This is a genomic window from uncultured Gemella sp., assembly GCF_963525165.1.
Taxonomy (GTDB): domain Bacteria; phylum Bacillota; class Bacilli; order Staphylococcales; family Gemellaceae; genus Gemella.
Window position 1 is genome coordinate 1 of the sequence record NZ_CAURJN010000050.1, and the last position, 11,286, is coordinate 11,286.

The window sequence follows — 11,286 nt, forward strand, 5'->3', positions numbered from 1 at the left end:
GGTCTTGTTTTTGATGTGGATGATACGTTGTATGAACAGATAGTTCCATTTGAGAATGCGTATAAGAGTCTATTCGATATGGATATTGATATGGAACAATTTTATCTTTTGAGTCGACATTATAGTGATGTGAAATTTGAAGCCTCTAGGAATGGTGAAATGCCCATGGATGAATATCATATTTATAGGATTCAAGAAGCGGCGAAAGACTTAGGTGTCTTTCTAACTGATGAACAGGCATTAAATATGCAAAAAGAATATAAAAAGAATCAACAAAAATTACAAATGTCTAATATAACTATAAGTATTTTGGAACTAGCGAAAGATAATAATGTAAAGTTAGGAATTATTACTAATGGACTAAGTGAACATCAATGGTCTAAGGTAAAAGCATTAGGTGTTGAAAGATGGGTTGATAGGGAGAATATTATAGTCTCAGGTGATTATAGTATAAATAAACCAGATATTAGAATATTTAAAATTATGCAAGAAAAATTACAACTTCCTAATGGTGCTCTATACTATATAGGGGATTCGCTGGAAAATGATATAGTTGGAGCGAATAATGCGGGATGGAAAGCAATTTGGATAAATCGCTATAAGCAAATAGCACCAAAGGAAGTAGATATTTATAAAATAGCGGAAAACAATAGTGAATTGTTTGAAATTATTAAAAAAATTTTTGAAAAGTAAAATAAAATGGTTTTAGTTAGTTAACTTTTATGGTAAAATTAGTTATATTGATTTTATTAGAAGTTTACTAGAATAAAATTAAACTAGTGCTTTGTTTAAGGAGGAAAAGAATATGAAATTAGTATTTTTTAATTTAAGAGAAGATGAAAAGAGTGCTTTAGAAAGTTGGAGAAATTCTCACACTGAGGTTGAAATTGATGTTTATACAGAGGAACTTACATCAGCTAATAAACATTTACTAGAAGGTAAAGAAGGTGTAGTCTTAGCTCAAAATAAACCTTTTGAACGTGACGTATATGAATATGCAAAAGAACAAGGTGTTAAAGTGTTTGCTACTCGTTCTGCTGGTTTTGATATTTATGACTTAGAATTAATGTCAGAGCTTGGGATTAAAATGACCAATGTACCGTCATATTCACCAAATGCTATTGCTGAACATGTACTTACATCAGCGCTACGAATAAGTAGAAATACAAACAAAATTCAACGCAATATAGAAAAACATAATTTCTCTTGGAATCCAGGGATATTATCTCGTGAGCTTAGAACTTTAACAGTAGGTGTTATTGGTACAGGAAGGATCGGTACTCAAGCTGCTAGACTTTTCAATGCTTTAGGTTCTAAAGTTATAGGTTATGATGTTTATCAAAATGAAGCGGCGAAAGAAGTCTTAGACTATGTTGAGAATTTAGATGATTTAATAGCTGCTTCTGATATTATTACTATTCATATGCCAGCTATTAAAGAATATAATCATATGGTAAACGACGAATTTCTTGCTAAAATGAAAGATAATTCAATCTTACTAAATGCTGCTCGTGGTATGCTAGTTGATACAAAGGCTGTATTACGTGCTTTAGATAGTGGAAAACTTCTTGGAGCAGGGCTAGATGTTTATGAAAATGAAGGTAAATATGTTCCTAAAAACTTTGAAGGGAAAGAGTTTGATGATGAACTATTACAAACTCTAATAGATCGTGATGATGTAATCTACACACCTCATACAGCGTTTTATACAGAAACTGCAATCCAAAACCTTGTAGAAGGTGGATTAGAAGCGGCTGTTGAAGTAATTACAACTGGGAAATCTGCGAATGTTGTGAATAAATAAAATGTAGAAGGACCGGCTGAGGCAAAAGTTCTAAAATTTAACAAAGTTTATATGAAATCTAATAAACTGAGCGGAGGGTGACCCGACAAAATCTTGTTTCTTAAGAAATCACGATTTTGTCGAATCACTCTCTTTTACTTATAGGAAAGAATTTTTTAGAAGGGTGAACATAGAAAAAAAGATCCGACATTGTCAAATCTTAAAATTTTAATTTATTATTTTTTTAATAAGTCACGGATTTCTTTAAGAAGTTCTTCTTTAGCATCAACTTCTGGTGCTTTTTCTTCAGCTTCTTCTTCTTTAGACATTTTGTCTTTAGCTGTGTTGATAGCTTTAACAAAAATGAAGATTGCGATTGCTGTAATTAAGAAGTCGATTGTAATTTGAATAAAGTTACCGTATTTAATATTATTCCATACTAATTTAGAAAAATCTGGTTTAGCAGGGAAAAGTAATCCGATTAGAGGCATCATAATGTCAGTTACTAATGAACTAACGATTTTTCCGAATGCAGCCCCCATGATAACCCCGATAGCTAGGTCTAATACATTTCCTTTAAATGCAAATTTTTTAAATTCATTTAACATAAAAAAATATCTCCTTTTAAAATTTAATACTAAAGTATATTATATCAAAATATAAATAAAATCAAGAAGAAAGACTCAAATTTATGAAAAAAATAAAAGGAAACGTATTCTAATTTTAGTTACCATATCAGTTAAATATATTTTTATAAATTATTGTGGTTAACTTAAAAACCCTGGATTTTAAAAAGTTTTACAAGAAAACTCATAAACTATTGAGGAAATGATTCAAAAAAAATTTTGTTGCTAAAGAAATCACGATGTTTGAGTCACTCTCATTTGTTAAGTAAAATATATTGTATTTGTAATTAGCACATAATTTACCGAATAAACAAGAAAACTAACCGAATATGCATTATCTATAGATTTTTAAATATTTATTATATAAAATATAATTATGAAAGGAGCTAAAGATATGAAAGTTGAATTAAATATATGAAAGGAGCTGAAAATGTGAAAGTAGAATTAAATATAGATAAGAAACTTGAAGAAACAATAGTTACTATATCAGCAAATAAAGTGAATGATGAGATTAAAAATTTAGTGAATCATATAGAAAATGAGGAAGATTACTTTATAGGAGTTTTAGATGGGAAGTACGTTTATTAAATACGGAGGATATTATAAGGGTATATGTTGAAGATAGAAAAGTATATGTAGTTACAGTTGAAGGTAGATTTATTGTTAGAAAAAAATTATATGAAGTGCAGAGTACATTAACTAAGGATTTTATAAAAATATCTCAAAGTGAAATAGCTAATGTTAAATATATTCATAGCTTAGATTTAGGATTGAGAGGAACAATAGTTATAAATTATAAAAATTCGGATATAAGTTATGTATCACGTAGGATGTTAAAAGAATTTAAGATGAAATTAGGATTATAGGAGGTATTAAAATGAAATTATTTCAAAAAATTGTAATATTTATGTTGTTAGGGATAGGAGTAGGGAATGTTATTAATCTAATATTTGGTATTTTATATGGTCAGTTTTATCCTGGTATGCCATTGTATATTCAGAGTTTTGATAATCTAAATACGGCAGTATTAATTCAAACCTTAGTATATGCTATTTTAGGTTTATTACAAGGATTAGCTGGTAAAGTATTTCAAAGTAAGTTAAATGATAACATAGTAATAGTATTTGTATCACATTATTTTCTTATTATGTTACCACTTGTGTTAGCGGGTTATTATTTGAAATGGTTTAGTAGTCTTACTACTTTAATTTTAATGATGATTACAGCTACTGTGGTTTATGTTTTAATAGGAATAGTTCGATATTTTAGTATTAAAAATAGTATAAGTGAGATAAATATAAAATTAAGAGAGAATATGTAAGATTCAGTTGTCCAAAAGGAGGAGCAACACAAATTAATGATTTTGTGTTGTTCCTCTAAATTTTATAACAGATTATAAAATACTTTTTAAAGAATACCTGACATAGAAATGTTTTTTAATTTTTATTTTAAATATTATTTTTCTTCTACTTTATCTTTCTTTAAGAATTTGTTAAGTAGATTAGAAGCTTTAGCTTTGTTTTCTTCTACTTTTTCAGAAAGATTTTCGATTTTTTGATCTGTATTTTTCTTAAATCCTGTAACATTAGATTTCATATTATCCACAGATGATTGTAATCCGTTAATAGATGTTGCTAATCCTTCTGCTGAATTAAATAGTGGATCTAGTTTTTCAGATTTAACTTGTAAGTCTTCAGCTAAAATATTTGTGTTTTGTAATAAGATATTAGTTTCTGCCATAATTGGCTCTAAATTACTTTCAACTTTTTTCACTGTTTGATTTAGGTCTTTAGCAAGATTTAGTGCGTCTTCTGCAATGTTCGTTACATCTTCTACGCATTCAGTAGCGATAGTAAGAGATTTTCTAACAGTTCCAAGTGTAATCGCAGCGCTTATGCATAGGATTAATACTCCTACTCCTGCTAAAAAGATTCCAGCATAAGCTAAAATTAACCAGTTTATATCTAACATAATGTTTCCTCCTTTATAAGTCCTTATAATCAATTATATTTTAATATTGATTATAATACAACTAAATTATTTTGATTTGTGTTCGATAAATTTATGACAAAGTTTATTAATGTTACCAGCTCCCATAAATAGGAATACACTATTATCAAAGTTAAGTTTATCAAAATCATTTTCACTATTTATTATTTGAGCGTCTTTAGTTACTTTTTGTAGATCTTCGATTCCAACAATTTTTTCTTTCTCACGTACTGACGCGAAGATTGGGCAAAGAAATACTCTGTCGGCTGTTTCTAAGCTCTCTGCAAATTCATGCAAGAATTTTGCTGTACGTGTATATGTATGAGGTTGGAAAATAGCGATAACTTCTTTGCCTGCGTATTTTCTACGTGCACTGTTGATAGTTGCTTTAATCTCACTTGGGTGGTGAGCGTAGTCGTCGACAATTACACTGTTTCCAATTTTATGTTCGCTAAATCTTCTTTCAGCAGGTTTATATAAATCAAGTGACTCTTGAATTTTTTCAATACTTATGCCATTTAAGTCAGCTAAAGCGATTGTTGCAGTAGCGTTAGAAATATCATGTAATCCAAAGACTGCCATTGTAAATGTTCCTAGTAAGTCTGAATTTTTATAAATGTCGAATTTACTATGCTCAGATGTAGTTTGAACATTTTTAATTTGATAATCATTTCCTTCATTAAACCCGTATTTAATAGCTTTAGCGTTTGCAGGTTTAAGTTGTGAAGCTAAGCGATCATCACCGCAGATTACTACTACATTTTTAACTTGATTCACAAAGCTTTGGAATGCATCAAACATATCGTGTTCATCGTTAAAGTAATCTGGATGATCGAAGTCAATATTTGTAACTACAGCATAATCTGGATGATATGCAAGGAAGTGTCTATAGTATTCGCAAGCTTCAGCTATCATGAATTCAGAGTTCTTTTCTCCGTGACCAGTACCATCACCGATTAAGTAAGAGGTAACGTGACTGTGTTTAAAGATATTACTTGCCATTGTTGTTGTGGTTGTTTTCCCATGTGCTCCAGTAATTGCTATTGAAGGAATATCAGAAAGCAGTTTACCAAGAAATTGAGCATATGTGTAAGTTTTTAAGCCTAGTTCTTTAGCACGTCTATATTCGATATGAGTCTCGTTAAAGGCGTTACCTAAAATTATTTCGTATCCTTCTTTTATATTCTCTACTCCATAGTTAAACATAGGGATGTTTCTTTGTTCTAATTTTTCTTGTGTAAAAAAGTATGTTTCTTCGTCTGAACCTTGTACTTGATGTCCCATATCGTAAACGATTTGTGCAAGTGAGCTCATACCGGATCCTTTAATACCTATAAAATGATATTTACTCATTATCATGTCTCCTAAATTATCTTTATAAAATAAAAAAAATTCTTTAATATTTTTTTCATAAGCAATTCAATTTTACAACAAAATGGATAAAAATTCAATCAATAGGAGTTTTTATTATATTGTATTTTCATAGATTTTCTACTTTTTTCATGTAATACACTATAGTTAGTGGGACAAACAAAATTATTAAAGACAATAAATATCCATTGAAATTTGGTATATTTAATTAAATTTTACTAAATATTTTCTATGTAGTATAATTTTAGAGTAAATATTTTTGTAAGGAGAATATGATGGCTAAATTTTATGCGGTAAGAAAAGGTAAAAAAATTGGAGTTTTTTCAACGTGGGATGAGTGTAAAGAGCAAGTTACAGGGTTTAAGGGTGCGATATATAAAAGTTTTAAAGCTTTAGACGAAGCAGAAGAGTTCGTAAAAGGTAATGAAGAAAAGATAGAGAATGTGGAAGCCGTTGATGGTGTCTATGCATATATAGATGGAAGTTTTGATAGAGTACAAGGTATTTATGGTTCTGGTGTAGTTATAGTAGATGGCGATAAAAAATATGAGTTCAAACATGCTGGAAATAGAGAAGATTATGCTCAATTACACAATGTTGCTGGAGAATTAGAAGCAGCCAAGTATGTTATGTGGTACGCAGTAGATAGAAAAATCAAAGAGATCACTTTATTTTATGACTATCAAGGGATAGAATCTTGGGCAACGGGAGATTGGCAGGCGAACTTACCTTATACACAGGATTATGTGAAATTTTATAATAAGGTAAAAACAGTAGTGAAGGTAAATTTTGTAAAAGTGAAGGCACATACAGGTGTTGAACTTAACGAAGTAGTTGATAAACTTGCGAAGGAAGCAATAGAGGAGTTTAAAAAGGGAAAATAACTAAGAAGTTGCTATTTTGGATTTGGTGTTGCTCCAAAAGTCTTAAAATTTAACAAAGTTCATATGAAAACTCATAGACGCAGTGGTTTATTGATATCTAAATGCACTTTATAAAAGCTTTTTAGATATCTAATAAACTGTGCGGAAGTGACTTAACAAAATCTTGTTTCTTTGAAATCGTGATTTTTGAGTCACTCCCTATAATTAAGTAGACTAAGTCAAAATTAATTATATGTTATAATCATATATGTTCAAAAAACGAATAGGAATAACTGGAAAATAAGAATTTTTAGTTATTCCTGTTTTATTTGCTTTTTAATAAAATTAAGTGTTTAAATATGTTATAATTAATAAAATATAGTTCAATAGATGAAAAAAGGAGGGTGAAAAATGAATGATATGATAAATAATAAGCAAATATTTAATAAAATAGTAAATCTTATTTACAGAGATAAAAAACGCATAATAATCGCACTAATAGTTTCTATTGCATCTTATTATTTTTCGTTATACCCAACTGATAGGTTAAGTTATATAGTTGATGGTATAGCGGGAGGAAATATTGGTTTTGATGGTGTAGTTAATGAAATTCTAAGAATTGTTTTGGCTGGAATAGCACTGTATATTGTCTATTTCTTTAAAGAATACTATACGTTTATAGGATATGATAAAGTTATTAAAGATATGACCTATGATATTCAATATGATATTTATAGACATACTCCAGTATTTTTTAATAAATTTAGTATTGGAGAAGTTATTAGTAGATCGACGAATGATATTACGAATTATATTGCGCCGCTTTTTGGTTATGGTATTCTATTAATTTTTGATGGAATAATTTATAATTTATTTATAAGTGTTCTTATATTTAATAAATCTAGTTTAATTTATTTATTACTAATTCATATACCTTTGATTCTTCAGACTATTTATTTAGTTAGAAGACGTAAGGTACAGGAAAAATACTATAATGAAATGGCGAAAACTATGGATGAAATTACAGAAGAGACTTTAGAAAATGTTAAGGGTATTCGTGTAATTAGAGCTTATAGCTTGCTTGATAAAGTTAGAAATAGCTTTGTAGGAAAACTTAGAAGTTATGCTAGAAGTAATGAAGAATATATGAAAAAAACTCTTGTTTATCAACCACTTAATACAGTATCGTTAGCGGCAAGTTACATTATAGCTGTAGCTGGAGGATTTTACTTTATTAATTTAGGAATGATGACATTAGGAGAGTTGATTTCTGTCTGTGTAGTTATTGGGATGATCCAGTGGCCGTATATTGCTTTATCTGAGTTAGTTATTATGATTATAGAGGTTCGTCAAGCTACGAAAAGAGTTTTAGAAATCTCTGATAAAAAGGCTGATGTTAATAATGACCTAGCTGAAAGTAATTTTGAGTTTAATAGTAGTATTGAATTTAAAGATTTTAATTTTAATTACGAGGATAATAATCATGTGCTAGAAGATATTAATTTTACTATTAATAAAGGTGAAACTATAGGAGTAGTAGGAAAGACTGGTAGTGGGAAAACGACATTTATCAAGCAACTGCTTCGATTATATCCAATAGAAGAAAATACGCTTCTTCTTGACGGCAAGGGAATGGAGCGATATTATGATTATTCTGTAAGAGCTAAGATAGGATATGCACCACAAGAATATCAATTGTTCTCAAAATCTATAAAGGAAAATGTTCTTTTTTATCGATATGATTTAGAAGATAGGTTAGATGACGTTCTTGAACAAGCGGATATTAAAAAGGATATTAGTAGATTTAAAGATGGTATTGATACTCTTGTAGGAGAAAATGGTTTATCTCTATCAGGTGGACAAAAACAACGTCTAGGTATAGCGAGAGCATTGTTATCAGATCCTGATATTTTAATACTAGATGATAGCTTAAGTGCAGTAGATTCTAATACAGAAAAAACTATTATAGAAAATATTAAGAAAACTCGAGAAGGTAAGACTAATATAATAGTAGCCCATAGAATTTCTGCAGTAAGACATGCTGATAAAATAGTTGTATTAGATAACGGTAAAATATTAAATTTTGGAACGCATGATGAGCTTCTTGAAAAATGTCCTTGGTATAAACAACTAGATGAGTATCAAAATAAGGAGGTAGAAGATGATGAAGAATAAAAATCCGTTATTTCAATTTCTTCCTTATATGAAAAAAGCAAAAAGATCTTATATAATAGGCTTTGTTTTTTCATTATTAAATGTTGGGCTAGGGGTTGCTGGTGTGTACGTGTTGTCGAAAGTTTTTGATGGAATAACTGGAGATTTAACACGTCAGATAATTTTAAAATCATTGATAGTAATAGCTGGATATGGACTTATACTATTATGTTCAGGGATTTCTAACTATATTAGAAATATTTACTTAGTAAAAGGTGCTAATGAGGTTTACGTTAGAATTCAGATGCAGGTATATGACCATATACAAAGCCTACCTATTAAGTATTTTGATAATATGCCAGCTGGTTCTGTAGTATCTAGGATAACGAGTGATGTTAACCAAATTAGAACATTTTTCGTTTCGACATTTGTGCAAATATTAATAATCGTGCTAAAGATTATTTTTTCTTATATTGTATTATTTTATGTAGATGTACGTTTTGGATTATTTATGCTAGCGTTATTCCCGGTAATGTTTATAGTATTAAAAATTTATAATAAGTTATCTATAGATAGTATTAAGGGATACAGACGTAAATTTTCTCAAAGTAATGGGATTATAAATGAAAATTATCAAAATTTAGAAATCATCAAAGCTTTTAATAAAGAAAAAGAGAGTATTGAAGACTGGAATAAGCATAACGAAGAACGCTATAAATATTGGAAAAAATTAAATCTAGTAGATAGTCTATTGCTTCATAATATAACTGGAGTATTTAGAATAGTGATTTTCATAGGTATTGTTTATTACTATTCGTATTCACATTTTAATAATGTTTATAGTATTACATTGGGAATGGTATATTTATTTATAAATTATACTACCGATATAATTTATAGAATCGCAGACTTTACGATGGGAATTTCTAATTATATTAGAGCCCAGGGTGCGGCTATAAATATTCAAGAGATACTTAAGCTAGAAGTTGAGGAAGACAATCATAACGATATTACTGAGGATAATTTCCGAGGAAATATTAAGTTTGAAGATGTGTATTTTTCTTATAAAGATGATTTTTATGTACTTCGTGATTTAAATCTTGAAATTAAAGAGAATCAAACTGTGGCATTTGTAGGACATACGGGAAGTGGTAAGAGTACTATAATGAACTTAATTGTTAAGTTCTACAGTGCGACTAAAGGTAATGTCTTAATCAATGGTAGAAATATAAATGATTATAGTAAGGAATATCTAAGAGAAAAAACGGCGATAGTACTTCAGGATTCATTTTTATTTGAAGGTACCTTACTGGAAAATATTACAACTTCTAACGATGAAAAAATTGCCAAAGAGGCCTTGTCTAGAGTTGGAGGAGATTTCATATTAGAAAATCGCTCGTTGGACTCAAAAGTAGAAGTAGGTGGAAATAACTTTTCTACAGGTGAGAAGCAACTTATTTGTCTAGCAAGAGCCTTAGCTAAAGATCCTAAGATTTTAATTCTTGATGAATCGACGGCCAATATTGACAGTGAAACAGAACAAAATGTTAGTCGAGCTATAGAAGAATTAAAACAAGGGCGAACAACGCTTATAATAGCTCATAGGTTATCAACTATAAAAAATGCAGATATGATTTATGTCCTTAGAAAAGGGAAAGTAATTGAAAGTGGAACACATGAACAATTATTAGCCCTTGAGGGAAGTTACAAAAAAATGTATGAAACTCAAGTAAAAGGATAATACAAAAAGAGTGATTTTAAAAATCAGATTCTACTAAATCTAGATTTTTAAATCACTCCTTTTTTAATAATTATTTTTTGAATACAAATTCGTATGCTAAGTCAATATTTTTGAATGAAATCATTACTGTTTCATAACCAAGAGGTTTAAATAGTTCATTAACAGCAGTAGCAACTTTTTCGCAAACTTCAACAGGGCGGTGAACCCATCCGATTTCTAGGGTTGCTCTGCTAATTTCTTCTCCATCAAGAATAGCAATACTTTCAATTAAATCTAATGTAAAAGCTTCGCGTGGTCTTTCGATTATTTCAGCAATAGTGTCGAAAAGCTCAGCACTAACTTTTTTTAAATCTTCTTTTTTAAATCCTCTAGCAACTATACGTGGCATAATAGACCTCCATTATTTGAATTCGTTTTCTTATATTATATCATAATATAGTGTATTTTTGTTGAAAAATAGATTAAAAGAAATTTTAAAGAAATAGTAAAATAAGATTTAAAGAAAATTTCGATATTAAAATTATTTAATATGTAAAGTTAAAAATAGATATATGAGTATTAAAGGGGCTGACCCAAAAGTCCTAAATTTTAACAAAGTGTATATGAGAACTCATAGACGCAGTGGTTTATTGACATCTAAATTCGCTTTATAAAAGCTTTTTAGATATCTAATAAACTATGCGGGGGTGACTCTAAAAAATCGATTTGATATGTACCCCTTTTACTGGACAAACCAGTGAAAGGGGTATTTTTATGCGT

12 protein-coding genes are annotated in these 11,286 nt (G+C 29.2%); 8 read left to right on the forward strand and 4 right to left on the reverse strand.

The genetic code is table 11. The annotated features are described in order from the left end of the window. Positions 1-693 (forward strand): HAD family hydrolase (locus tag RWQ74_RS08215; protein WP_314397806.1); only part of this gene is annotated, 693 nt, incomplete at its 5' end. Positions 694-805: 112 nt separating this feature from the next. Further along, positions 806-1,804 (forward strand): D-2-hydroxyacid dehydrogenase, encoded by a 999-nt coding sequence (locus RWQ74_RS08220; RefSeq protein ID WP_314397807.1) that lies wholly within the window; start codon positions 806-808, stop codon positions 1,802-1,804. 215 nt (positions 1,805-2,019) lie between these two features. Here RWQ74_RS08220 and mscL read toward each other — a convergent pair whose 3' ends face one another. Then, a complete protein-coding gene (gene mscL, locus RWQ74_RS08225; protein ID WP_314397808.1) occupies positions 2,020-2,391 on the reverse strand; it encodes a large conductance mechanosensitive channel protein MscL in 372 nt (123 codons plus the stop codon). Positions 2,392-2,823: 432 nt separating this feature from the next. On the opposite strand from mscL, the gene RWQ74_RS08230 reads away from it, so the two are divergent. Genes RWQ74_RS08230 through RWQ74_RS08240 form a run of 3 tightly spaced genes read left to right on the forward strand, consistent with a single transcriptional unit; the run spans position 2,824 to position 3,730 of the window. Further along, a complete protein-coding gene (locus RWQ74_RS08230) occupies positions 2,824-2,997 on the forward strand; it encodes a hypothetical protein (protein ID WP_314397809.1) in 174 nt (57 codons plus the stop codon). A 14-nt stretch (positions 2,998-3,011) separates the two neighbouring features. Beyond that, complete coding sequence (locus RWQ74_RS08235) at positions 3,012-3,275, forward strand: LytTR family DNA-binding domain-containing protein (RefSeq protein ID WP_314397818.1); 264 nt, start codon at positions 3,012-3,014, stop codon at positions 3,273-3,275. A gap of 11 nt (positions 3,276-3,286) precedes the next feature. Further along, positions 3,287-3,730 carry a DUF3021 family protein gene (locus RWQ74_RS08240; protein ID WP_314397810.1) on the forward strand — a complete coding sequence of 148 codons (444 nt, stop codon included), beginning with the start codon at positions 3,287-3,289 and terminating at the stop codon, positions 3,728-3,730. A 134-nt stretch (positions 3,731-3,864) separates the two neighbouring features. Here RWQ74_RS08240 and RWQ74_RS08245 read toward each other — a convergent pair whose 3' ends face one another. Further along, the gene (locus RWQ74_RS08245) at positions 3,865-4,380 is read right to left on the reverse strand and encodes a DUF948 domain-containing protein (RefSeq protein ID WP_314397811.1); all 516 of its coding nucleotides are present in this window, start codon (positions 4,378-4,380) and stop codon (positions 3,865-3,867) included. A 66-nt stretch (positions 4,381-4,446) separates the two neighbouring features. Then, positions 4,447-5,751: a UDP-N-acetylmuramate--L-alanine ligase gene (gene murC, locus RWQ74_RS08250; RefSeq protein WP_314397813.1), complete on the reverse strand. Its 1,305-nt coding sequence runs from the start codon at positions 5,749-5,751 to the stop codon at positions 4,447-4,449. 293 nt (positions 5,752-6,044) lie between these two features. On the opposite strand from murC, the gene RWQ74_RS08255 reads away from it, so the two are divergent. The 3 genes from RWQ74_RS08255 (at position 6,045) to RWQ74_RS08265 (ending at position 10,527) form a co-directional block, all read left to right on the forward strand. After that, the gene (locus RWQ74_RS08255) at positions 6,045-6,653 is read left to right on the forward strand and encodes a ribonuclease H family protein (RefSeq protein WP_314397814.1); all 609 of its coding nucleotides are present in this window, start codon (positions 6,045-6,047) and stop codon (positions 6,651-6,653) included. Positions 6,654-7,043: 390 nt separating this feature from the next. Continuing rightward, the gene (locus tag RWQ74_RS08260; protein WP_314397815.1) at positions 7,044-8,807 is read left to right on the forward strand and encodes an ABC transporter ATP-binding protein; all 1,764 of its coding nucleotides are present in this window, start codon (positions 7,044-7,046) and stop codon (positions 8,805-8,807) included. Continuing rightward, positions 8,794-10,527, forward strand: a complete 1,734-nt coding sequence (locus RWQ74_RS08265) for an ABC transporter ATP-binding protein (protein WP_314397816.1) — start codon at positions 8,794-8,796, stop codon at positions 10,525-10,527. The genes RWQ74_RS08260 and RWQ74_RS08265 overlap by 14 nt, the downstream gene beginning before the upstream one ends. Positions 10,528-10,597: 70 nt before the next feature. On the opposite strand, the gene RWQ74_RS08270 is transcribed toward RWQ74_RS08265, so the two are convergent. Then, on the reverse strand, positions 10,598-10,915 hold the full coding sequence (locus tag RWQ74_RS08270; RefSeq protein WP_314397817.1) for a DUF1904 family protein: 318 nt from the start codon (positions 10,913-10,915) through the stop codon (positions 10,598-10,600). Positions 10,916-11,286 lie beyond the last annotated feature (371 nt).

What these genes read in the sequence shown, in the direction of transcription:
- RWQ74_RS08220 (WP_314397807.1), top strand. Translation starts at nt 806, where the DNA reads ATGAAATTAGTATTTTTTAATTTAAGAGAAGATGAAAAGAGTGCTTTA.
- mscL (WP_314397808.1), bottom strand. Translation starts at nt 2,391, where the DNA reads ATGTTAAATGAATTTAAAAAATTTGCATTTAAAGGAAATGTATTAGAC.
- RWQ74_RS08230 (WP_314397809.1), top strand. Translation starts at nt 2,824, where the DNA reads ATGAAAGGAGCTGAAAATGTGAAAGTAGAATTAAATATAGATAAGAAA.
- RWQ74_RS08240 (WP_314397810.1), top strand. Translation starts at nt 3,287, where the DNA reads ATGAAATTATTTCAAAAAATTGTAATATTTATGTTGTTAGGGATAGGA.
- RWQ74_RS08245 (WP_314397811.1), bottom strand. Translation starts at nt 4,380, where the DNA reads ATGTTAGATATAAACTGGTTAATTTTAGCTTATGCTGGAATCTTTTTA.
- murC (WP_314397813.1), bottom strand. Translation starts at nt 5,751, where the DNA reads ATGAGTAAATATCATTTTATAGGTATTAAAGGATCCGGTATGAGCTCA.
- RWQ74_RS08255 (WP_314397814.1), top strand. Translation starts at nt 6,045, where the DNA reads ATGGCTAAATTTTATGCGGTAAGAAAAGGTAAAAAAATTGGAGTTTTT.
- RWQ74_RS08260 (WP_314397815.1), top strand. Translation starts at nt 7,044, where the DNA reads ATGAATGATATGATAAATAATAAGCAAATATTTAATAAAATAGTAAAT.
- RWQ74_RS08265 (WP_314397816.1), top strand. Translation starts at nt 8,794, where the DNA reads ATGATGAAGAATAAAAATCCGTTATTTCAATTTCTTCCTTATATGAAA.
- RWQ74_RS08270 (WP_314397817.1), bottom strand. Translation starts at nt 10,915, where the DNA reads ATGCCACGTATAGTTGCTAGAGGATTTAAAAAAGAAGATTTAAAAAAA.